This is a genomic window from Chelatococcus caeni, assembly GCF_014196925.1.
GTDB classification, from domain to species: domain Bacteria; phylum Pseudomonadota; class Alphaproteobacteria; order Rhizobiales; family Beijerinckiaceae; genus Chelatococcus_A; species Chelatococcus_A caeni.
The window spans coordinates 794133-817139 of sequence record NZ_JACIEN010000002.1 but is presented as its reverse complement, the minus strand read 5'-3'; the positions used below and the strand labels follow the sequence as shown (position 1 = coordinate 817139).

The window sequence follows — 23007 nt, the reverse complement described above, 5'->3', positions numbered from 1 at the left end:
TTACTTCTGCGAATACTGGCGCTGGTAGGCGTTCTGCATGACGGCGAGGACCTTGTCGTAGCCGAGGCTCTTCAGCCGCGCCTGGTAGCCGTCCCAGTCCTTCTCGACATCGCGTGCGCCGAGGACCCAGGTCTGCTGCATCTCGGTCATGTAGGTGAGGATCGCGGGCCAGTGCTTGTCGTAGAGGGCCTTTTCCTCGGCGTTCAGCGACACGCCCAGGAAGTCGTCGATCAGGTAGTCGCCCTTCTCGTATTCGGCGATGCCGGCGAGGGCGAGCGCATTCGTCCACGGCTTCTCGTAGTCGTAGGTCTGCCAGTAGCCGCGCGGGACCTGCGCACCGATCTCCCACAGCTGCGCATTGACCGGCGTCGGGCTCTCCAGGACGCTCTTCTTGTAGGTCGGCTGGCCATCGACCATCTCGTAGGTCACGCCCTCGAGCCCGAAGTTCGACAGGCGCCGCCCCTCGGGCGAGAACCAGAAGTCGAAGTACCTGATCGTCTCGACCGGGTGCTCGTTGGTGGTCGAGATCGCCCATCCGGCCGGCTGCACGCGGGCGCGGCGATTGTCCGCGAAGCGCCGGCCCGAGACGGTCGCCGGCGGCACGATGGGCTTGAACAGGAAGCCTTCGATCTTGCCCTTGAGGGCGTCGGTATAGCTCGCCGTCGAGGCGAACCAGTCGTGCGTCATGCCGCCGAGGTCGTTGCCGAGCAGGTATTCGCGCGCCCGTGGCCCGCGCGTGAAGATCTCGTGGTCGATGAGGCCTTCCTTGTACCATCTGGCGAGGTTGGCGATGCCGGAGCGGTAGGTCTCCTCGGCCCAGGGATGGCGGATCTGCCCGTCGTAGACGGCGAAGTCGCCGTAGCGGTCCGAGCCCGAGACCCGCGCATCCCACATGTTGATGAGGCGGATGGCATCGACAGGCTCGCGCGCGAAATACGGCACCTCGTCCTTCTTGCCGTTGCCGTTCGGGTCCTTCTCGCGGAAGGCCTTCAGCACCGTGTAGAGCTCGTCGACATTCTGCGGCGGCTCAAGGCCGAGCTTGTCGAGCCAGTCCTGACGGATGAACCAGCCGCGCGCGAATTTCCCGTCCGGCACGTAGGGGATGAAATAGAGCTTCCCGTCCGGGCCCGAGATGGCCTGCCGGATCTGCGGATGGGCATCGAAGAACGCCTTGATGTTCGGCGCATGGGCGGCGATGAGCTCGTCGAGCGGTACGAAGGCGCCTTCGAGGCCGAAGCGGATGAAGTCGTCCTTGAGACCGCCGACGGCATCCCCGCCGACGATGTCGGGCAGGTCGCCGGACGCCATGAGGAGGTTGAAGGCATCGCGGCTCGACGTCGTGGCGAGCGAAGCGACGTTCTTGACCTTGATGCCCGTGAGCTCGGCCGCCTTCTTCTCCACGGGCCAGTCTTCGCGATAGACGTATTTGTCGCGAAAGTGGAAGTGGATCGTCAATTCGAGCGGCTTGTCGGTGATCTTCGCGGCCTGTTGCGCCTGCCCGGCTCCCGGCAGCGCAAGCGCCGCGCAAAGAGCAAGAATGGACGCCCGCGGCAACCCGTTCCTCATGCTTTCCTCCCGGGGATGTATCGTTATTCCTTCACCCCGCCCAGAAGTATTCCCTTGCTGAAATACTTCTGCACGTAGGGGTAGATCAGCAGCACCGGTATGATCGACGCGACCATGATCGCCGCGGAGACGGTCTCGAACGAATAGCGAGAGGTCAGCAGCGAGGCTGCGAATTCGTCATTGGCGCTCAGGTCGACGATGACGCGCTTCAGATAGAGCTGCAGCGGTATCTTCTCTTCCCCGCGCAGGAGAACCATGGCCCAGAAGTAGCCGTTCCAGCGCGTGACGATGCAGAACAGCGCGACGGTGGCGATGGCCGGCTTCGACAGCGGGATGAAGACCTTCCACAGCAGCTGGAAGTCGCTCGCGCCGTCCATGCGTGCGGCTTCCTCGAAGGCCTTCGGCACCGCCTCGAAGAAGTTCCGCAGCAGGATGATATTGAAGGCGTTGCAGGCGAAGCCGATGATGATGCCGAGGCGCGAGTCGAGCAGCCCGAGGTCCCGCATGTTGAGGAAGAACGGGATCATGCCGGCGTGGAACCAGAGGGTGAAGGCCACCATCAGGTTGAAGAAGCGCCGGCCGCGCAACTGATGCCGCGACAGCGCATAGGCGCCGGGCACGATGATGAGCAGGCTCATCGCCGTGCCGCCGAAGGTGTAGAGGAAGGTGTTGCCGTAGGAGACCCAGAACATGCGGTCCGACAGCACCCGCTCGTAGGCCGCGAGGGTGAGGTCCACCGGGAACAGGAAGACCCGCCCCGAGGTCACCGCCGCGCCGGAGCTGATGGACGCCGCCAGGATGTAGATGAACGGGTAGAGCGTGCCGAGCACGAACAGCGCCAGCAGGAACCCGTTGGCGTAGCCGAAGAAGCGGTCGCCGCGCGAATGGAGCGTGAAGGCGGACATCGGCTTTCCCTCACCACAGCGACGCGGTGGAGACCTTCCGGCTGAGCCGGTTGGCCGTGAAGACGAGGATGAAGGCGATGACCGCGTTGAAGAGGCCGGCCGCCGTGGCGACGTCGTACTGCATGCCCTGCAGGCCTGTGCGGTAGATGTAGGTCGAGACGACGTCCGCGGTCTCGAACGTGGCCGGCTGGTAGAGCAGGATGATGTATTCGAAGCCGACCTCGACGAGGTTCCCCACGCGGATGATCAGCATGATGATGATCGTCGGCAGGATCGAGGGCAGCGTGATGCGCCACATCATCTGCCAGCGCGAGGCGCCGTCGACGCGCGCGGATTCGTAGAGCGAGGGACTGATGCCGGCGATCGCGGCGAGATAGACGATCGATTCGAAGCCGGCTTCCTTCCAGATGCCCGAGCCGATGAAGACGGGACGGAACCACTCCGGCTGTGTGAGGAAGTAGATGGGCTCGATCCCGAGCGCGCCGAGCGCCAGGTTGACGACGCCGGTCGACGGCGACAGGAGGTTGATGACGAGGCCGGCCACGATCACGACCGAGATGAAATGCGGCAGGTAGACGATGGTCTGCCCCCACCGCTTCAGGCCGGCATGCTGCACCTCGTTGAACATCAGCGCCAGGATGATCGGCACCGGGAAGGCGAAGATCAGACCGAGGAAGCTGATGATCAGCGTATTGGCGAAGGCGCGACGGAAGAGCTCGTTCTCGAACAACGTGTAGAAGTTCTCGAGGCCCACCCAGGGGCTGCCGGCGATGCCCTTGAAGGCGCTGAAGTCCTTGAAGGCGATGACGAGCCCATACATCGGCTTGTAGAGGAAGACGAGAAACCAGATCAGCATCGGCGCCAGCAGCACATAGAGCTGCCAGTTCGCCGCGACGTCCTCGGCGAGCCGCCTCAGATAGGCGCCGGCAACGGATGTCGCCGACGACCGGCCGGCGTCACGCGAGAGCGCGTCCGCTTTCCCGGTCGAATAGTTGGATGCGGTCGACATCGAAATGGATCCTCCCGATCCCCGCCAGCGCCCCGATGTCGTCCGGGGTCTCGGTCTTGGCGATGATGGCCTGGCCGCCGACGCGGCCGTGCAGCAGTGCCTCGGAGCCGAGCGGCTCCACGAGGTCGATCTCGCAGGCGATGCCCGATGCGCCCGCGCCCAGCCCGATCGCTTCCGGGCGCACGCCGAGGATGATGGGCCGCCCGTCGCTGGCCTGCGGCAGCGCCCGCGCCGGCAGCGGCACCGTCGTCCCCTCCGCCAGCACGCCGACGGGGCGTCCCTCGACCGTGCCGATGACGGCCTCGATCAGGTTCATCGGCGGCGAGCCGATGAAGCTCGCGACGAAGGTGTTCGCCGGCTTGTGGAACACCTCCATGGGGCTTCCGACCTGCTCGATGCGCCCGCCGTTCATGATCACGATGCGATCGGCCAGCGTCATCGCCTCGACCTGGTCGTGCGTGACATAGAGGCTGGTCACGCCGAGCCGCCGGTGCAGCCGCTTGATCTCGGCGCGCATCTGGGTGCGCAGCTTGGCGTCGAGGTTCGACAAAGGCTCGTCGAAGAGGAAGACCTGCGGCCGGCGCACGATGGCCCGGCCCATGGCGACGCGCTGACGCTGGCCGCCCGATAGGTCGGCGGGCTTGCGATCGAGATAGTCGCTGAGCCCGAGGATCGCCGCCGCCTCGGCGACCGCGGCGGTGACCACCTCGTTCCGCTCCCGCCGCACACGCAGCCCGAAGGCGATGTTCTCCGCCACGTTGAGATGCGGATAGAGGGCGTAGTTCTGGAACACCATCGCGACGTCGCGGTCCTTCGGCGCCACGCGGTTCACCACGCGCCCGTCGATCGCAACCGTGCCCTGCGAGATCTCCTCGAGGCCGGCGACCATGCGCAACGTCGTCGACTTGCCGCAGCCCGACGGTCCGACGAGGACGACGAATTCCCGCGGCGCCACGGCAAGGTCGATGCCGTGCACGACCTCCACGGTGCCATAGCGCTTGACGACGCCGCTCAGCTCCACCGACGACATGTGCTCGCTCCTGCCACTGTCGTTCCCTCCGCTTCGTTGCTCTTGGTCTTGGCTGCCTTCGAGGCCGGTCAGGCCGTCGAGGACGCCGCGTGTCGTGGCGCGCGCTTGCGGCCCGAGCGCGTGTTGATCTTCTCGATGTAGGACCAGAGCTTGGGGTTGCCGGACAATTCGCCGAGCTTCGATTCGAGCGAACCGAGATGGGCGACGAGCGCCTCGCGCGCCCGCGCCGGATCGCCGGAGCGGATGGCATCGACGATCGCCTTGTGCTCCTTGATGACGTCCTCGGTGCGCCGCACCGCGAACACCCGCTTCAGGTGGCGCATGCGGTCAACCTCGCCCTTGGCCTGGTTGACGATCGTCCAGACGCCGGGCAGCCGCGCGGCGACGAAGATATCCCGGTGGAAGTCCTCGTCGAGCTGGAAGAAGGCCGCGAAATCCTCGCTGCGGGCCGCCTCGACCTGCATCGCGACACACATGTCCAGGCGGCCGAGATCCTCGAAAGAGTGGCGGCGGGCCGCCTCCATGGCCGCGCTCTCCTCGAGGCGAACGCGCACGAAGACCGCTTCCATGTAGCGCTGGATATCGATGGGCGCGACATAGGTGCCGCCCTTCGGCACCACGGTGAGCAGCCCCTCCTCGGCAAGGCGGATGATCGCCTCGCGCACCGGCGTCTTGCTCACGCTGAGGGCGGCCGCGACCTCCTTCTCGGACAGCGCCCGCCCCGGCAGCAGCTTCACCTCGATGATGAGCTGCCGCAGCAGCCGATAGACCTCCCCCGCCATGCCGCCGCTGCCGCCGCCGGTGAGGGCCGCGGGGCTGAGCAGTTCCGTCAGGGGAAGCGACGGCAACTCGACAAGCTCTGACATATCAATTCCATGTCTGAAATCTCAGTTATGATTCTGATATGTCAGTTTGTGCCACTCGTCAACCGGTCTCGGGATAATGAGGCGGCAACGATCGTGAACCGGCACCAAATGGCCGCTTGACCTTCCCACCGTGGAAGGGGCGATGCTTTGGCCTCCACGCCAAGGCAGAGGCCGGCATGAGACATTCGCACGGTGGCCCTGACGGCCACGCCGACGATCGCGCGCCTGGTGCCCACGCGGGGCACCATCATCATGACGCAGCTGCGGGCGAGCCCGGGACGGTGAAGGATCCGGTCTGCGGAATGATGGTGGATCCGCACACCACACCGCACCGGGCGCAGCATGCCGGCCGCACCTATTATTTCTGCTCGCCGGGGTGCCAGTCGAAGTTTGTCGCGGAGCCGGCGCGATACGCCGGGCCGGCGGGGCAAAAGGCCCGGGGCGTTCCCGAGGGACAGACGATCTACACCTGCCCGATGCATCCGCAGATCCGCCAGGTGGGGCCGGGATCGTGCCCGATCTGCGGCATGGCCCTGGAGCCGGTCGTGGCCGAAGCGGACGGTGGCCACAGCCACGAACTCGTCGACATGAGCCGCCGGTTCTGGATCGGCCTCGCCCTGTCCCTGCCGATCGTGGCTCTGGAGATGGGCGGCCACCTGACGGGCCTCGGCCACTATCTCGGCCAGCAGCAGTCCAATTGGGTCCAGTTGCTCCTCGCGACGCCGGTCGTGCTGTGGGCGGGCTGGCCGTTCTTCGTGCGCGGCTGGTACTCGCTCGTGAACCGCAGCCTCAACATGTTCACGCTCATTGCCATGGGTACCGGCATCGCCTGGCTCTACAGCCTGGTCGCAACACTCGCCCCCGGCGTCTTCCCCGCCGCCTTCCGCGGCGGCGACGGGTCGGTCGCCGTCTATTTCGAGGCCGCCGCCGTGATCACCGTCCTCGTCCTCCTCGGACAGGTGCTCGAGCTCAGGGCGCGCGAGAATACCAGCGGGGCGATCCGCGCGCTGCTCGACCTTGCGCCGAAGACCGCCCGCCGGATCGGACCGGACGGAACCGAGGAGGAGGTCCAGCTCGATGCCGTCGCGGTGGGCGACCGTCTCCGGGTGCGCCCGGGGGAGAAGGTGCCGGTCGACAGCGACGTCGTCGAAGGGCGCAGCTCGGTCGACGAGTCCATGGTCACCGGCGAGTCGATGCCCGTGACCAAGGAGGTCGGCACCAAGGTCATCGGCGGCACGATGAACCGGTCCGGCGCGCTCGTGATCGAAGCGCAGAAGGTCGGCCGCGACACCATGCTGTCGCAGATCGTCCAGCTCGTGGCCGAGGCGCAGCGCAGCCGCGCGCCCATCCAGCGGCTGGCCGACGAGGTCTCGAGCTATTTCGTGCCGGCCGTGATCGTCGTGGCGCTCCTCGCCTTCGCGGCCTGGGGCGTCTGGGGGCCCGAGCCCCGCCTCGCCTTCGGCCTCGTCGCCGCCGTTTCGGTGCTGATCATCGCCTGCCCCTGCGCGCTCGGCCTCGCCACGCCGATGTCCATCATGGTCGGCGTCGGGCGGGGCGCCCAGGCGGGCGTGCTGATCAAGAACGCCGAGGCCCTGGAGCGCATGGAGAAGGTCGACACGATCGTGGTCGACAAGACGGGCACGCTGACCGAAGGCAAGCCCGCCGTCACGGCGGTCGTGCCGGCACTCGACTTTGCCGAGGACGAGGTCTTGCGCCTGTCGGCCAGCGTCGAGCGCGCGAGCGAGCATCCGCTCGCCGTGGCCATCGTCGAGGCGGCCGAGCGACGCGGCATCGCGACGGTTCCGGTCGCCGACTTCGACTCGCCGACCGGCAAGGGAGTGCTCGGCACGGCCGACGGCCGCCATGTCGTGCTCGGCAACAAGGCCTTCCTCGCCGAGCACGGCATCGATGCCGCGCCGCTCGAGCAGCAGGCCGACGACCTTCGGCAGGACGGCGCCACGGCCATCTTCGTCGGCATCGACGGCCGTATCGCCGGCGCCATCGCCATCGCCGACCCCGTCAAGGCCTCGACGCCGCAGGCGCTCGCCGGCCTCGCCGCCGAGGGCATCCGCGTGGTGATGCTCACGGGTGACAACTGGACGACCGCCCGGGCCGTCGCGCGCCGGCTCGGCATCGAGGAGGTCGAGGCCGAGGTGCTGCCGGACGGGAAGAGTGCCGTGGTGGAGCGCTACAAGAGCGCCGGACGCACCGTCGCCATGGCCGGCGACGGCGTGAACGACGCCCCGGCGCTTGCGACGGCGGACATCGGCATCGCCATGGGAACCGGCACCGACGTGGCCATGGAGAGCGCCGGCGTGACCCTGCTCAAGGGCGACCTGACCGGGATCGTTGCGGCGCGGCGCCTGTCGCGCGCCACCATGGGCAACATCCGGCAGAACCTGTTCTTCGCCTTCATCTACAATGCCCTCGGCGTGCCGGTTGCCGCGGGCGTCCTCTATCCCTTCCTCGGCATCCTGCTCTCGCCGATCATCGCGGCGGCGGCCATGGCGCTTTCGTCCGTGAGCGTCATCGGCAACGCCATCCGCCTGCGGGCGGTGAAGCTCTGACGGCCGGAAACCTGCCATCCACGCCTTGCAAAGGCTCTCCGATCACCCGATCCGATTAGCCCAGCATCATGCCATGGCTTGCGGCTTGCTCTAAAGTCTGACGTTCGTGGGCCGGGAGGTCCGCCGACGGATACACTTGTCCGGATCGGTTCGGATCGCAAACGCGTCCTGCGCGGGGTCCGCCGACAGGACGTTCGAGGGACGGTCATGACGCTACCCACTGGCCCCTCCCCTTCCACAAGCGGCGTGATGACCGCCTGGGCGCAGCTCGTCGGCCAGATCTTCACCGTGTGGCGCGAGGCCGGACTCTCCTGGAAGCCGCGCGTCCGCTGGTTTCCGCGCATCCCGCCTCACCTCGACATCGTCTTCGGCTGGCTGTTCGACCCGGCGGAAGGGGATGACGTCGACGCCATCCTCTTTTCCGATGAGCGCAGTTCCTCGCCGCTGCACGATATCCGCGACTTCGTCGGCGGGCTGCAGCTGCCGATGATCGATATCAAGGGCCGGGCGGGGGAATTCGCCGACGCCGCCTTCGACATCATGCGCCCCAACACCTGGTCCGAGACCGCAAGACGCATCGTCGGTTTCCGGCAGCAGCGCGAGAGGCTCGCCCCGCAATATCGCCATACCCGCGAGCCGGACCTCGAGATCCTGGCGCACATGTATGTCTCCGGCCGGCCGTTGCGCGGCATGCGCTATCCGCTGACGCCGGAAGCCGTCTGCTATCCCGGCTTCTTTTCAGCCGCCCGGGTCGTTCCGATCGCCGAGGAGTTCGTCCTGCGCGGCTTCCTCAAGAAGACCTTCCTCGATCGCCTGCACGAATGTCGTTCCTGCCGCTCGCGCCGGCTGAGCGCGCGCGAGGAGTGCCCCTCCTGCCGCTCGGCGGACCTGCGCGAGACCGCCCTCATCCATCACTTCCACTGCGCCGCCCTCATGCCGGAAGAGCTGTTCCGCCACGGCACGGCGCTCGTCTGTCCCAAGTGCAAGCGGCAGCTGCGCAACTACGGCAAGGACTACGACCGCCCCGGTCACGCCCATGTCTGCAACACCTGCGACACCACCTCCTCCGAGCTCGAGGTCGGCTTCGTCTGCCTCGACTGCAGCGCCCGCATGGACGGCGATGCCGCCAACCGCGTCGATCTTTTCAGCTATTCGCTCACCGATGCCGCCAGGGCCTTCCTCGAGGGACACGCCGCGGTGCTCGCGGCGAACCTGCCCGTGTCCCTGCAGCGGGAGGTGGCGCGCCTCAACGCCACCGCCGGTGCTCGCGCCGCAATCGCCGAGATCCGCTTTGCCGGCAAGGATGCGCTGATTGCAACGAGCGGCCGTCCAGCCTTCCAGAAGTCGCGCGATCTGCTCGTCGAGAACCTCCGCAACCGGCTGGCCGGCGTCGGCTCGCTGCACGTGGCCGAGGACGTGGCCTACATCCTGATCGAATGTTTCGAGCCCCATGCGGAAGCATGGCTGCACAGCCTGCTCGCCCGCAGCGAGCATCTCCTGCGTTACAAGCTCGACGCGAGGCTCGCGATCGCGCAGCTCCTGGGAAGAGCCCAGCCGTGACCGCGCTCGAGCTCGGCTTCTCCTTCCTGCTGAGCCAGACGACCCTCAGCATCGCGATGGTCTTCTGGTACACGCTGATCTTCGAGTTCCCCCGCTATATCCTGCCGTTTCTGGTCGTCGGCCATCTCATGCGCTCGCCGGACGAGCACGTGCCACCGGCGGAGGAGGAACCCTCGGCGCGCCCCAGCGTCAGCATCATCCTCGTCGGCCACAACGAGGAGCAGGCGCTCGAGGCCTGCGTGCGCTCGCTGCACGAGCAGTCGCTGCGCGAGTTCGAGATCGTCATCGCCAGCGACGGCTCGACTGACCGCATGCGCGGCGTCGCCCGGGACCTCGTCAGGCGCGGCCTTGCCACGCGGGTCCTGTCCACGGATCTCCGGGGCGGCAAGTCGAGCGGCATCAATCTAGCCTGCGCCTTCGTGACCGGCGACATCATCATCAATGTCGATTGCGACTGCTCCTTCGACCGCTATGCCATCGAGCGCCTGGTGGCGCCCTTCGCCGATCCGCGCGTGGGGGCGGTCTGCGGCGATATCGCGCCGAGGAACAGCGGCGCGAGCGTGATCACGCAGTTCCAGGAAATCGAATATCTGCAGTCGATCTCGGTCGGCAAGCGCATCGCCGGCGCCGTCAACCAGGTGGTTTGCGCCTCAGGCGCGTTCAGCGCCTTCCGTCGCAGGGCGCTCGACGACATCGGCGGCTTCGATGTCGGTGGTGGCGAGGATCTCGACACGACCATCCGCCTGCGCCTGAAAGGCTGGCGCATCGTCTTTGCGCCCGAAGCGATCTGCTACACCGACGTGCCCGTGACGCTTTACCAATACATCCGCCAGCGCCTGCGCTGGGAGCGCGACGCGATCTGGATCCGCTTCCGCAAGCATGCGCGGCTGATGAACCCGCTGTCGCCGGCCTTTCGCCTGACCGAGGCCATCCACGAGTGGGACTTCGCCCTCTTCAACGTGGTCGCGGCCTTCGCCTTCCCCGTCTATCTCGTCTGGCTGTTCGTCCAGTACGGGTCGTTCGCGCTCGCCATCCTCGTCGGCATGCAGATCGGCCTGATGATCATCGATACGCTCATTCTGGCGGCGTCCACCTGGTGCACCGGCCGCCGCGTCTTCCTGCGCAACCTGCTCTTCCTGCCCGGCTATTCGCTGTTCATGACCTATGTCATGCGCCTCGTCCGCCTCTCGGCCTACATCGACGAATGGGCGTTCTCGGGCTCGCACCGCGACAACTACACCCCCATGAAGGTCCGCATGCAGCGGCCCTGGTAAAGACGGGTGCTCACGTGAAACGCCTGCGCAAACAACCCCGTGTCGACCTCCTGGATGCCCAGCAGCGCTCGGCTTCGGGCAGGCTCGGCCGCACGGTCTATCTCGTGCTTGTCATCCTGTTCCTCGGTTCGCTGGCCTACTACCTGATCGGCAGCATGTTCGTCCTCTCGATCGACGGCACGGTGCTCAAGGAGCGCTATTCGGTCGGCGCCAGCTACACCGGCAAGGTGATGGAGGTCTATGTCAAGGAGGGCGACAAAGTGGAGACGGGAACGCCGCTCGCCCGCCTCGAATCCTTCGAGATGATCCGCGAGCTCGCCAATTTCGACCTGCGCGACAGCGAGCTCTCCATCCGCGAGGGCCAGCTGAACGGCAGGCTGACCTCGATCGCAGCCGTCGCGCCGCTGGCGGAACGGACGGCGCGGGAGACCGGGGCGACGTCCAGCCAGTTCGACACCATCTCCGGCCGGGGCATCGTCTCCCTGCTGTCGAAGGACGACGCCCTGCGCAACAGCCTCCAGGCCGCCGAGCGCCTGGCGGCGCTGCAGAGCGAGAAGGCCGCGACCGAGAACGAGCTGATCCTCCTCAGGCGGTCCCGCACCATTTTTCGCGAGGCCATCGACAAGCTGAGCGCGCTCTATGACGACGGCTACCTGCGTGCGATTGCACCCGGCGTCATCGGCGCCAAGGTGCCGATCCCCGGGCAGATCGTGAAGTTCGGCGACGAGCTGATGCAGATCAACGGCGGCCAGTCCTACATCCTGGCCTATCTGCCGGACGAATATCTGTTCGAAATCACCGAGGCCATGCCCGTCAAGGTGAAGGGCGGCGCTCAGTCGGCGCGGGGGCGCATCGAATCCATCCTGACGGTCGCAGATGCATTGCCGGCCGAATTCCAGAACATGTTCCGCCCGCGCGACCGCTCGCGGCTGGTGCGGATCGGCCTCGAACAGCCGAATTCCTTCGCCGTGTCGCAGAAGGTGACGGTCTCGGGCTGCGCCTTCGGCTATTGTTGGGCGCATTGAGGGTCACGGCCGCGATCGGACGAGCCGGGCAGCGCTCCGTCAGCGCCCCGTCAGGGGGCCAAGCCGGCGCGCGTAGCGCCGCATCATATCGAGCCCGAAGTCGGTCGGCCGCAGCGCCGGCGCGCGGTCGTGGATCGCGAGCCCGGCGCGCTCGCCGAACAGGCGCTTGCCATAGGCGATCATCGTCTCCAGCGACTGCATGACGAAGACGATGGCGGGGAGGATCTCCGCATAGCCCGCCATGGCAGCCTCTTCGTCCCCGGTCCGCCAGCGCTCGTGGATGTGCACGGCGCGGTCGATGCATTCGGGCGCCAGGATGAGGCCGACGCAACCGGCGCGCAGGTTGTCGATCAGCTCCAGCCCGCCGCGGCCGTTGAAGACCGGCAGCCGGCCGGCCGTGGTCGCAATGAGGCGCTCGATATCGATGCTCGCGCCCTCGCCCTTCAGCAGGCGGATGTTGGGAAAGCGTGTCGTGAGGGTGACGATGTCGTCCGCCGACAGGCCGCGCCCCATGTAGGCCGGTGCGTTCTGGATGGCGACGGGCAGATCGGTCGATCCGGCGACCCGGCCGAAGAAGTCGATGTACTCCCCGGCGCCATAGCTGCCCACCATCGGCGGCTGCAGGATGACCCAGTCGGCGCCCGCCGCCGCGGCGGCCTTGACGCCCTCGACCTGCTCGGCCACCGAGGCGCCGTAAATGGTGAAGCCGAGCGGCACGCGACCATTCGTGTCCTGCGCCACCCAGTCCATCAGCTGGCGGCGTTCGGCTGCCGTCAGCTTGGCGACCTCGGTCGCGAGCCCGAGCGCCACCATGCCGTGAACGCCCGCATCGAGGCAGAGCTGCGTCTGCCGGCGCATCGCCTGCCGGTCGAGCCGCTCATGCCCGTCGAACAGGGCGTAGACGACGGCGTGGATGCCGCTGAATGGGCTGCTTGCGTTCATGTGGCTCTCTCGTCGGGCCGCCCATCATCCGGAAGGCGCGGCAAAGGGTGGACCCGTGCCGCCGAGGCTGCCGGCCGGGCGGGTGCAGCCTCGACAGGTTCGGCATGACGGTTCGCGCCCGTCACTTGCCCTGCTGGCGAAGGCCGAGCGCGCCCATGAGCTCGCCGTTGCGGGCATGCTGGTCCTCGAGGAAGATCCGGAATTCGTTGCCCTTGGCAAAGGCGACGCCAAAGCCGCGATCGGCCATGAATTTCGCGAATTCCGGCGCCTTCACGACCTTCTCGACGGTCTCGGTAAGCTTCGCGGTGATGTCGTCGGGCAGGCCCTTCGGCGCGGCGAGCCCGCGCCATGTGCCGCCGACCACCTCCTTGCCGATCGCCTCCTTGGCGACGGGAACGTCCGGGAAGGCGGGAATGCGCTCGTTGGCCAGCACGAGCAGGGCCTTCACGCGGCCGGCGTCGACCATCGCGCGCCCTTCGGGCAGCGAGGACGGCACGATCTGCACGCCGCCCGAGGCGAGTTCCTGGAAGCCGGGGGCGGCGCCCTGGCTCGGCACGACGGCCACGGCCTTGGCATCGATGTCGGCGGCCTGCAGCAGGCCGGCAAAGGCCAGATGGAATGCCGCGCCGACCGGCATGCCCGACAGCTTGTAGGTGCCCGGCTTCGCCTGCTTGATGGCATCGAGCGCCTGCGCCGCATCCTGCCACGGGCTGTCGGCGGCGACATGGAGGGCGGCGGCGTCGAAGTTCACCAGCGCGACCGGCGTGACGTCGGCATAGGTGAACGGTGCCGTCCCGGCCCAGTAGTAGGTGGTGATCTCGGCGGTGGCGAGGCCGATGGTGTAGCCGTCCGGCTTGGCGCTGACGATCTCGGTGTGGCCGACCACGCCGCCGCCGCCCGTGCGGTTGACGACGTTGACGGGCTGGCCGAGCTCCTTTTCGAGCCCCGACGCGATGACGCGGGCCACCGCATCGGTGCCGCCACCGGCTGCCCACGGCACGATGAGCGTGATGGGACGGTCCGGCCAGGCGGCCTGTGCCGGCACGATGGCCGCGCCCAAGAGGATGGCGGCCGACACGATGCGCTTGAACATGGGGGTTCCTCCGCTTTCCTTGTTGGTTTCGTTCAGCCCCGCGCCTCGAGATTGCGGCGCGTGAAGCCGATGGTCGCTTCCATGGCGCGCCGGGCTGCCGCTGCGTCCCGGCGCAGGATCGCCTCCACGACGCTGGCGTGGTTGGGCAGGTTCTCCTCGAACCAGCGCATCTCGTCGATCGAGGCGGCGAAGATGGCCGACAGGATCGCGTCGATGGCTCCGCGAAAGCTCTGCAGCACCGGGTTGTGCGTGGCATCGAGCACGGCGAGGTGGAAGGCACGGTCGGCCGCCACCGCGGCAGCGGCATCCGTGCGCCCCCGCTGCATGGCGACGAGCGCCTCCGTCAGGCGCAGCTGGTCTTCGGCCGTTGCGCGTTGCGCGGCTAGGGCGGCGGCTGCCGGCTCGATGATGGCGCGCGTTTCCTCGAGCGCGAGGAGCAGCTCGCGCTCAGGCCCCCGCTCACCCGTCAGCCAAGTCAGCACGTCACGGTCGAGCAGGCTCCATTCGGCGCGCGGGCGGACGCGGGTGCCGTGGCGCGGCGCGACGCTGACGAGCCCCTTCGCCGCCAGGGTCCTCATCGCCTCGCGCACGACGCTGCGGCTGACGCCGAACCGCGCCTCGAGCTCGTGCTCGGCGGGCAGCGTCGCCCCCTCGGCATGGCTGCCCCCGGCGATCTCGGCCCCGAGGGCTGCGACCACCGCGCCGATGCGGCCCGGCTTCTGCCTGCGAACCATGCCGCGCCTCCGCTCAGAACTTGCCGTACTGCAGGTAGGCCCGCTGCGGATCCTCGCCTGCGCGAATGGCGCGGCGCAGTTCCGATTCCGTCGCGATGACGGCCTCGGTACGCGCGATGATCTCCTTCGCCCGGTCGGCCGGGATGACGATGATGCCGTCGCGGTCGGCGAGGACGAAGTCGCCGGCACGGATCGTGACGTTGCCGATGGTGACCGGCTCGTCGAAGGCCTCGGGCCGCCACGCGGCGACGATGTCGACCGGCGTGGTGTAGCGGCAGAAGACGGGAAAGCCCTGCTCGATGATCAGTTCCGTGTCGCGGCAGCCGCCATCGACGATGTAGCCGCGCACGCCGCGCAGCTTCAGCGCCTCCGCCGACAATTCGCCCATGAGGGCGCGCGTGTCGTCCTGCGGCTGGCAGACGATGACATGGCCAGCCGGCGCCCGGGACAGGAGGCCCGTCCATTCGAGCAGCGAGGTATGCGCATCGACCTCCGGATCGGGCCGGCCACGCACGGTGAAGACCGGACCCGCGACCCGCTGGTCGGGCACGAGGCCGCGGATCGTGCGCGGCAGGACGCCCGGCCTCAGGCCCATGTCCCGCATGACGTCGTAGATCGCGCCGGAATAGCACCGGTCCAGCCTGTCGGCGAGCGTCGCCATCGGATCCTCCCTGAGCAGTCGTGTCAGCATGACACGGCCGCGACCCGCCACGCAACAAACATCTGATGTTAAACATCTGATATTTGGTGCGAGGAAAGCGGGCCCTTTCTGAAGCCGGCCCCCACCCCAGCCCTGCGACATCGTCTCTGCCCCAAGGGCGCTTGATCGGCCGCATCGGACTGGAACGTAAGGACAATTCCCGGCCGGGCCATCCTCTGCTAGGGTGCGGGCATGCTCGAAGCCGGCATCTCCATAGCCCCGCCGTCGGAGGAGCGGCCACCAGCGGCCGCCCTCTATCAAAGCGTCCTCGACGTGCTCCGGTCCGCGGTCTCGTCCGGTGCGCTCGGGCAGGGCAGCGTGGTCATGGAGGCCGTCGTCGCGGACGTCATGAACACGAGCCGCACGCCCGTCAAACTGGCGCTCGAACTGCTCGCCCAGGAGGGACGGCTCAGCAAGCTCGACGGCCGCGGCTATCTCGTCCTCGGCGAAGGCCGGACCGTGCCGGAAAGGCGCCGGCGGATCACCCGGCAGGAATTCGCCGCCATCACCTCGAGCGGTGCCGCCGAGCGATCGCCCGCGGCCTGGACGCGCATCTATGACGAGGTCGAGCGCGAGATCAGCGGCTGTTCGATCTACGGCCGGCTGTCCGTCGTCGAGCTGGAGCTCGCCCATTACTACAACGTCAGCCGCACCGTCGCCCGTGACGTGCTGACCCGCGTCGAACGGGTAGGGCTGATCGAGAAGGACCAGCGGTCGCGCTGGCACGTCGTGCCCCTGACGCGGGAGCGCATCGGCCATTTCTACGAGGTGCGGCGCTATCTCGAGCCGCCGGCCCTGCGCAGCGCCGCGAGCGCCATCCCCCAGGCCCTGCTGACGCAGATGTGGCTGCGCCTGACGAGCGCCCTCGAGCGCTACCCGAACGTCAGCGAGAGCGAGCTCGACCAGCTGGAGCGCGACATCCACGTCGATTGCACCAGCTTCTGCGGCAATCCCGAACTCATCAAGCTCCTGCGCATCAACCAGGCGCTGCTCATCTCGAACAAGCACATGCTCGGCAGCTACCTGCGCCTGCCGGAGCTCGATCCCTTCCTCGGCGAGCACAAGGCCATCCTCGAATGCCTCGGCCGGCGCGACGGCGACGCCGCCGCGGCGGCGCTCGACGTCCATCTCCAGCTGTCGCTGCCGAAGGTGCTGAAGCGGCTCGACATCCTGTCCGCGTCGCCGCCACCGCCCCCACCGCCCTATCTGCTGCCGGAATAGGGCGGGCGCTCACGACGCCTCGAAGACCTGCAACGCCGTGCGGTTGCGGGCGATGAAATCCCAGTCGTAGGCAACGCCGAGGCCCGGCCCCTCCGGCACCGGCACGCAGCCGTCCTGCCCCACCGCGTCGAGCTCGTCACTGTAGCCGTCGGCATAGACCGGCGGCATCGCGTTGCGGCATTTCGGGCCGACGAGCGCCAGTTCGTAATAGTTGGAGTTGCGCATCGCCGACATGCAATGGCGATGGGCGGGGCCGCTGGCGTGGATCTCGCAGTCGAGGCCGAAGGCCTCGGCAAGATGCGCGATCTTCATCGTGCCGGTGATGCCGAGGTCGTATTCGGGATCGGCCCGCACGAAATCCGTTCCCCCGGCCACGATGAGATCGGCCTTGGGCTCGATGCCGCGGATGTGCTCGCCCTGCAGCAGAGGCGTCGCGATCATCTGGCGCAGCTTCGCATGGGCGTGCATCGAGACGCCCGTGTCCCGATACGGATCCTCGTACCAGAAGAAGCCTGCCTCGTCGCAGGCGCGGCCCACGGCGAGCGCATCGGCGAAGGTGCGCAGCTCGCAGGCGGGATCGAGCATCAGCGCCATGCGGCCACCGACGCTGCGCCCGAGCGCCAGCACCGTCTCGACCTCCTCGGCCGTGTTGCCCTCGCACCAGCCGTGCATCTTGAAGGCGCGGAAGCCCATGTCGTGGCACGCCTCGGCGAAGGCGACATAGGCCGCCGGGCTGTCCAGCCCGCCGTTGCGGTCACCGTGGAAGGTGCTCGCATAGGCGGGAAGCCGCTTCCTGTAGCCGCCGAGAAGCGCCGAGACGGAGGCGCCATAAGCCTTTCCGGCAAGGTCCCACAGGCAGATGTCGATGGCGCCGAAGCCCATGTGGTCGTACTGGCGGTGCGCCCGCTTGAAGTCGTCGAAGATCTGTTCGCGGGCGAACGCGTCGCGGCCGACGAGATGGGGCGCGAGCGCCACCGTCTGGGCGAAGGCCATCGGCGTGCCGCCCCACAGGGCGACATATTCCCCCCGCGCGCCGCCTTCCGCTTCGATGACGAGGGCGTATTTCGAGAGCGGCGTTCGCGCCCCCGGCGCATAGACCAGATTGAACCCGCTGCCGTCTGGCGCGAGGTCCTTCGCGTCGAAGGAGAAGGCATGCAGCTCGACGCGCGTGATCTTTGGCATCGACGGTTCTCCCGAGTGGCCGCGCTCAGCGGATGAGCCCCGGCAGGAGGAGCGAGATGGCGGGAACGTAGGTGATGACGAGGAGCGCCACGATGAGCACGCCGAGGAACGGGGCGACGGCGACGAGGAAGCGCCCGAGGCTCGTGCGCGAGATGGCGCAGGTGACATACATCAGCACGCCCAGCGGCGGCGTGATCTGCCCGATGACGAGATTGACGATCATCAGGATGCCGAAGTGGACGAGGTCGATCTGTAGGGTCGTCAGCAGCGGCATCAGCACGGGAATGAGAATGATGATGACCGCGATCGTCTCCATGAACATGCCGATGAAGAGCAGCAGCACGTTCAGCATGAGCAGGACCGCCCATGGGTTCTCGGAGATGCCGGTGATGAGCTGGAGCAGCTGCTGCGGCGCCTGGTTGATGGACAGCACCCAGGCGAAGGGCGCTGATGTCGCGACGATGATCAGGATCGAGGCCGTATCGCGGGCCGTCTGCGCGAGGATCGACGGCAGGTCGGCGAACCGCACCGTGCCATAGACGAAGACGCCGACGACGAAGGCATAGCCGGCGGCGACGGCGGCGACCTCGGTCGCCGTGAAGACCCCCAGGCGGAAGCCGACGACGATGATGACCGGCATAAGGAGGGCCCAGATGGCCTGCCGGAACGACGCCTTGAGGCGCGCCCCGGAGAACGGCTCGCCACGGGCATAGCCCTTCACCCGCGCGATGACCGCGACGACGCCGAACAGGCAGGCCGCGATGAACAGGCCAGGCAGGATGCCGGCGATGAACAGGCTGCCGATCGACACATTGGCCTGCCAGCCGTAGACGACGAGCAGGATCGAGGGCGGAATGATCGGCGCGAGCGTGGCTGCCGCCGCGGTCAGCGCGACGCTGAAGGCCTTGTCGTAGCCGTTCTTCACCATCTGCGGCACGAAGACCCGGGTGGTCGCCGCCGCATCCGCGAGCGACGAGCCGGAGACGCCGGCCATGAAGACGTTGGCAAGCACGTTCACCTGCGCGAGGCCGCCGCGGATGTGCCCGACGAGAGCCCGCGTCAGGTCGAACAGGCGCTCCGAGATGCCGGAGGCGTTCATCAGCGTCCCGGCCAGGATGAACAGCGGAATGGCGAGCAGCGGGAACGACTGCACGCCCGCGGCGATGCGCTGGGCGGCGACGGTGAGCGGAATGCCGTCCCACCAGATGGCGAGGAGGGCCGAGCCCGCGAGCGCATAGGCCGTGGGCACGCCGATCATGAGGAGAACGGCGAGGGCGCCGAGGGTGAGAAGCATCAGAGAGGCGCTCCGGGCTCGTCTTCCGCCATTTCCATCGTCGACATGAGCACCCGCTCCGGCCCGCTGGATAGGGTCTCCCGCAGGATGTGGAGCATGGCTGCGACGCTCGTCACCGGCAGGGCGAGCGCGACGACCGAGAAGGACAGGTTCATCATCGGCGTGCGGTCGTTCGCCACACGCTGCGCGTAGAGCAGGCCGTAGCGCACGCAGATCCCCAGGATGAGGAAACAGGCGAGGACAGAAAGGATGCCGAGCGCCACGCGGACAGGCAGCGGGGCGATGCGCGGCAGGCTGTCGACGCGGATGTGCTGATGGCTGGCGAAGCAGGCGCTGGCGCCGATGAACACCATCCAGGTGAACAGGATGGTCACGAGCTCCTCGGTCCAGGTGAAGGGCGAGGCGAGTACATAGCGGAAGAAGACCGCCGCGAGCAGGGTCGCGGCGATGATGCCGAGAAGCGTCCACAGCAGGTGGTATTCGACGCGCCGCACGGCATCGTCGACGCGGGCAAGGATCTGCAGCATGGGGCCGCCCTGATAGCGCTGAAGGCAGAAGGGCGGACGGCGAAGGGCCGCCCGCCCGGGCTCAGGTCTCAGTCGGCGCGCAGGGTCTCGATCGTCGAGACGACGCGGTCGATGTTCTCCTTGCCCCAGCGGCCGGCGAGTGCGGAGAAGACCGCATCCTTCGTCTTCTCGGCGAAGGCCGGGCGGTCGGCGTCGTCGATGATCTTGGTGTTGCCGGCCTCGCGGATCTGCTCGAGCATGCCCTGCTCGCGGTTCTGCTGCAGGAGCGTGTTCTTCGCAGACATCGCGCTTGCCTCCTCGATCAGGACGCGCTGATGCGCCGGATCGAGGCGTTCGAACGAGGCCTTGTTGATGAGGATCATGTTGTTCTGCAGCATGTGCCGGGACATGGTGAGCACGCCCTGCACCTCGTAGAACTTCCGCGAATAGATGGTCGGGATCGGGTTTTCCTGCCCGTCGACGGTGCCCTGCTGCAGGGCGGTGTAGACCTCGCTGAAGGCGATCGGTGTCGGCGCCGCGCCGAGGCCCTTCACCATCTCCACCCAGACGGGGGATTCGGGCACGCGGATCTTGAGGCCCTTCATGTCCTCGGGCTTGCGCACCTCCCGGTTGGCGAAGGTGAAGTTGCGCCAGCCCCAGTACCAGATCTTGGTCAGCGGGATGATGTTCTGGCTCTTCTCGAGCTCGTCGAAGACGGGCTGCATGGCCGGGCCGGAGATCACCGCCTCGGCTTCGCGCCAGTCGGTCCAGAGAAAGGGCGTGCTCGGGATCTCGAGCGCGGGCACGAGGGTGCTCGCCGCGGCCATCGACGGGGCGGAAATGTCGAGCGCGCCGTCGCGGACCTGCTGGACGAGCTCGACCTCCTTGCCGAGCTGCTCGCCGGGGAACACCTGGATCGTCACCTTGCCGTCGGTGCGCTCCTTGACGCGCGCGGCAAACTCGTCGAACAGCGCGGCCGCGATTTCGCCGGGCGTATTGGCGTGCCCGAAGCGCAGGTTCTGCGCCGCCGCCTCGCCGACAGGCGCCAGCACGACGCCAAGCGCGGCGATCCCTGCATAAAGAAGCCCCTTCATCGACCGTCTCCTTATCCCTCGATAAACGTCAGCCCCTTGTTGGGCGGGGTCTTGCCGCCATCCTATTCAGAAACGCATTGTGCATGCAAGGAGCAATAAGTAAGGTTCGGCCACTGCACCCGGATCAGCCGATGGAACGAGACCGATGATCGCCAATCCGAATCCAACCGTTCGCCTGCACGCGGACGACAATGTCGTCGTCGCGCGAACCGACCTCTTGCCCGGCGTCGCCGTCGCAGATGAAGGCGTGCGGACGCAGACGCGCGTGCCCATCGGCCACAAGGTGTCGACCCGGCCCATCGCCAAGGGCGAACCGGTCCGCAAGTTCGGCCAGATCATCGGCTTCGCCTCGACCGACATCGAGCCCGGCGAGCACGTCCATGTGCAGAATGTCGAGATGCGCGACTTCGGCCGCGACTACGCGGCGGGCCAGGAGGTGCGGCCCACGGCCTACGTTGCCGACCACAAACGCGCCGTCTTCCAGGGCTTTCGGCGCACGAATGGCAAGGTGGGTACGCGCAACTACATCGGCGTCCTGACGACGGTGAACTGCTCGGCGACCGTCGCACGGCAGATCGCGGCGCAGATGACCCTGTCCGGCGCGCTCGAGCCGTTCGGCGCCGTCGACGGCGTCGTCGCCCTGACCCATGGCACCGGCTGCGGCATGGCCGATTCGGGCGAGGGCTTCGCGAACCTGCAGCGCACCGTCTGGGGCTATGCCCGCCACCCGAATTTTGCCGGCATATTGCTCGTCGGCCTCGGCTGCGAGGTGAACCACATCAACTTCCTGCTCGACGCCTACGGCATCGCGCAGGGCCCCCTCTTCCGGGTCATGAACATCCAGGACACGGGCGGCACCCGCAAGACGATCGAGGCCGGCTGCGCCATCATCCGCGAGATGCTGCCCCATGCCGCCGAGGCACGGCGCGAGCCCTGCCCGGCGAGCGAACTCACCGTCGCGCTGCAGTGCGGCGGCTCCGACGGCTATTCCGGCATCACGGCCAACCCCGCACTCGGCCACGCGGCCGACCTCATCGTGCGCCACGGCGGCACGGCCGTGCTCGCCGAAACGCCCGAGATCTACGGCGCCGAGCACCTGCTCACCCGCCGCGCCGTCAGCCAGAAGGTGGCAGACAAGCTGATCGAGCGCATCCGCTGGTGGGAGGACTACACCCGGCGCAACGGCGGCACGATGGACAACAATCCCTCGCCCGGCAACAAGGCCGGCGGGCTCACCACCATCCTGGAAAAATCCCTCGGCGCTGCGGCCAAGGGCGGCACGACGAACCTCGTCGAGGTCTATCGCTATGCCGAGCTCGTCACCGCCAAGGGTTTCGTCTTCATGGATTCGCCCGGCTACGACCCGGCATCGGTGACGGGCCAGATTGCAGGCGGATCGAATGTCGTGTGCTTCACCACCGGCCGCGGCTCGGTCTCCGGCTACAAGCCCGCCCCGTGCCTGAAGATCGCCACCAACACGACCATGTACGACCGGATGGCCGAGGACATGGACGTCAACTGCGGCGGCATCATCGACGGCTCCGCGAGCGTCGAGGCGATGGGCCGCGAGATCTTCGACAAGATCATCGCCACCGCCTCCGGCACGGCGACGAAGTCGGAAGCCCAGGGCTTCGGCGACAACGAATTCGTGCCCTGGCAGATCGGCGCCGTGATGTAGGCAGGGAGTTCAACGGGCGGACGGTGTGCAGCCACCGCCCGCCCGATTTCCGATGTCACCCGCGCGCAGGGCGGACGTGGTCGAAGCGCGGGTTGGCTTTGAACACCGCCGTGCGGCTGCCGCCGGCGCGCATCTCCTCGCCGATGCGCCGCTCGATGCGCTGCAGTTCCTCGGCATCGGCGATGATCTGCTCGGCGACGCCGGCGGGAATGGCGACGGCGCCGTCGCCGTCGGCGAGGATGTAGTCGCCCGGCGAAACCCGCACAGGGCCGTCCGACTGGCCAGGCAGGCAGACCGGGACATCGACCTCGCTCAGGCGCCAGCGGCGCGCGCCGTTGACCGGCGTGACCGCCCCGACCACGCAGGGAAACCCGAGGTCCCGGATCTCATTGGCGTCGCGGATGGCACCGTCGGTAACGAGGCCGACGCAGCCGCCACGCTGCAGGCTCAAGGCGACGAAGCCGCCGAGAAGCGCCCCGCCCTGGAAGCCGCCGGCCTCGATCACGACGACGGTTCCCGGCTTCGCGACACGCTCGAAGGTGTCGGCCGGCGCCGCCGACGCCTGCGCACGCCCGGCGACGTTGCGCTCGCCCCTGAGGCAGGCGGCCCGCCCGGCGAACCGCTGGCCCGGCGCGAGCGGCACTAGAGCCGAGGCAAGCGCATGGTTGGGCAGGCCGGCCTCGTCGAGAACGTCGCTGACCTGGCCGGTCTCGAGATTCCGCAGCCGGTCGAGAAGGGGATCGTGCATCGTCTTCGGCCCC

At 67.7% G+C, this 23007-nt stretch carries 20 protein-coding genes; 6 read left to right on the top strand and 14 right to left on the bottom strand.

The features are described from left to right. The 5 genes from GGR16_RS12655 to GGR16_RS12635 form a co-directional block, all read right to left on the bottom strand. On the bottom strand, window positions 1–1566 hold the full coding sequence (locus GGR16_RS12655) for an extracellular solute-binding protein (RefSeq protein ID WP_050996458.1): 1566 nt from the start codon (window positions 1564–1566) through the stop codon (window positions 1–3). Between the two features lie 23 nt (window positions 1567–1589). Next, entirely contained in the window at window positions 1590–2471 is an 882-nt protein-coding gene (locus tag GGR16_RS12650) for a carbohydrate ABC transporter permease (protein ID WP_019400758.1), read from the bottom strand. Window positions 2472–2481: 10 nt separating this feature from the next. Further along, window positions 2482–3480, bottom strand: a complete 999-nt coding sequence (locus tag GGR16_RS12645) for an ABC transporter permease (protein WP_019400757.1) — start codon at window positions 3478–3480, stop codon at window positions 2482–2484. Beyond that, window positions 3428–4510 carry an ABC transporter ATP-binding protein gene (locus GGR16_RS12640; RefSeq protein WP_183316833.1) on the bottom strand — a complete coding sequence of 361 codons (1083 nt, stop codon included), beginning with the start codon at window positions 4508–4510 and terminating at the stop codon, window positions 3428–3430. Before GGR16_RS12640 ends, GGR16_RS12645 begins: the two co-directional genes overlap by 53 nt. Before the next feature lie 68 nt (window positions 4511–4578). Then, window positions 4579–5376, bottom strand: coding sequence for a GntR family transcriptional regulator (locus tag GGR16_RS12635; RefSeq protein ID WP_156332686.1), 798 nt, complete (start codon window positions 5374–5376; stop codon window positions 4579–4581). A 176-nt stretch (window positions 5377–5552) separates the two neighbouring features. Between GGR16_RS12635 and GGR16_RS12630 the strand changes: the two genes are divergently transcribed. The 4 genes from GGR16_RS12630 to GGR16_RS12615 all read left to right on the top strand — a co-directional run bounded on the left by GGR16_RS12630 (window position 5553) and on the right by GGR16_RS12615 (window position 11802). Further along, the gene (locus GGR16_RS12630; protein WP_082312420.1) at window positions 5553–7943 is read left to right on the top strand and encodes a heavy metal translocating P-type ATPase; all 2391 of its coding nucleotides are present in this window, start codon (window positions 5553–5555) and stop codon (window positions 7941–7943) included. Window positions 7944–8150: 207 nt separating this feature from the next. Beyond that, window positions 8151–9503, top strand: a complete 1353-nt coding sequence (locus GGR16_RS12625) for a TackOD1 domain-containing metal-binding protein (RefSeq protein ID WP_246373005.1) — start codon at window positions 8151–8153, stop codon at window positions 9501–9503. Continuing rightward, the gene (locus GGR16_RS12620; protein WP_183316832.1) at window positions 9500–10777 is read left to right on the top strand and encodes a glycosyltransferase; all 1278 of its coding nucleotides are present in this window, start codon (window positions 9500–9502) and stop codon (window positions 10775–10777) included. Before GGR16_RS12625 ends, GGR16_RS12620 begins: the two co-directional genes overlap by 4 nt. 14 nt (window positions 10778–10791) lie before the next feature. Then, entirely contained in the window at window positions 10792–11802 is a 1011-nt protein-coding gene (locus GGR16_RS12615; protein WP_019400750.1) for an HlyD family secretion protein, read from the top strand. A 39-nt stretch (window positions 11803–11841) separates the two neighbouring features. On the opposite strand, the gene GGR16_RS12610 is transcribed toward GGR16_RS12615, so the two are convergent. From GGR16_RS12610 to GGR16_RS12595, 4 genes are all read right to left on the bottom strand, one after another. Continuing rightward, window positions 11842–12744 (bottom strand): dihydrodipicolinate synthase family protein, encoded by a 903-nt coding sequence (locus tag GGR16_RS12610; protein ID WP_183316831.1) that lies wholly within the window; start codon window positions 12742–12744, stop codon window positions 11842–11844. A gap of 121 nt (window positions 12745–12865) precedes the next feature. After that, window positions 12866–13837: a Bug family tripartite tricarboxylate transporter substrate binding protein gene (locus tag GGR16_RS12605; RefSeq protein ID WP_183316830.1), complete on the bottom strand. Its 972-nt coding sequence runs from the start codon at window positions 13835–13837 to the stop codon at window positions 12866–12868. 32 nt (window positions 13838–13869) lie between these two features. Then, on the bottom strand, window positions 13870–14571 hold the full coding sequence (locus GGR16_RS12600) for a FadR/GntR family transcriptional regulator (RefSeq protein ID WP_019400747.1): 702 nt from the start codon (window positions 14569–14571) through the stop codon (window positions 13870–13872). 13 nt (window positions 14572–14584) lie between these two features. Beyond that, entirely contained in the window at window positions 14585–15232 is a 648-nt protein-coding gene (locus tag GGR16_RS12595; RefSeq protein ID WP_183316829.1) for an RraA family protein, read from the bottom strand. Between the two features lie 231 nt (window positions 15233–15463). On the opposite strand from GGR16_RS12595, the gene GGR16_RS12590 reads away from it, so the two are divergent. Further along, window positions 15464–16492, top strand: a complete 1029-nt coding sequence (locus tag GGR16_RS12590) for a GntR family transcriptional regulator (RefSeq protein ID WP_183316828.1) — start codon at window positions 15464–15466, stop codon at window positions 16490–16492. A 9-nt stretch (window positions 16493–16501) separates the two neighbouring features. On the opposite strand, the gene GGR16_RS12585 is transcribed toward GGR16_RS12590, so the two are convergent. The 4 genes from GGR16_RS12585 to GGR16_RS12570 form a co-directional block, all read right to left on the bottom strand. Then, window positions 16502–17674 carry an enolase C-terminal domain-like protein gene (locus GGR16_RS12585; RefSeq protein WP_019400744.1) on the bottom strand — a complete coding sequence of 391 codons (1173 nt, stop codon included), beginning with the start codon at window positions 17672–17674 and terminating at the stop codon, window positions 16502–16504. Between the two features lie 25 nt (window positions 17675–17699). Next, window positions 17700–18968: a TRAP transporter large permease gene (locus GGR16_RS12580; protein ID WP_183316827.1), complete on the bottom strand. Its 1269-nt coding sequence runs from the start codon at window positions 18966–18968 to the stop codon at window positions 17700–17702. Further along, window positions 18968–19495, bottom strand: coding sequence for a TRAP transporter small permease (locus GGR16_RS12575; RefSeq protein WP_019400742.1), 528 nt, complete (start codon window positions 19493–19495; stop codon window positions 18968–18970). The genes GGR16_RS12580 and GGR16_RS12575 overlap by 1 nt, the downstream gene beginning before the upstream one ends. Before the next feature lie 68 nt (window positions 19496–19563). Beyond that, a complete protein-coding gene (locus GGR16_RS12570; RefSeq protein ID WP_183316826.1) occupies window positions 19564–20568 on the bottom strand; it encodes a TRAP transporter substrate-binding protein in 1005 nt (334 codons plus the stop codon). A 145-nt stretch (window positions 20569–20713) separates the two neighbouring features. On the opposite strand from GGR16_RS12570, the gene GGR16_RS12565 reads away from it, so the two are divergent. Continuing rightward, window positions 20714–22246, top strand: coding sequence for a UxaA family hydrolase (locus GGR16_RS12565; RefSeq protein ID WP_183316825.1), 1533 nt, complete (start codon window positions 20714–20716; stop codon window positions 22244–22246). Window positions 22247–22301: 55 nt separating this feature from the next. Here the strand turns inward: GGR16_RS12565 and GGR16_RS12560 are convergent, their stop codons facing one another. After that, window positions 22302–22994, bottom strand: coding sequence for an RraA family protein (locus tag GGR16_RS12560; protein WP_183316824.1), 693 nt, complete (start codon window positions 22992–22994; stop codon window positions 22302–22304). Window positions 22995–23007 lie beyond the last annotated feature (13 nt).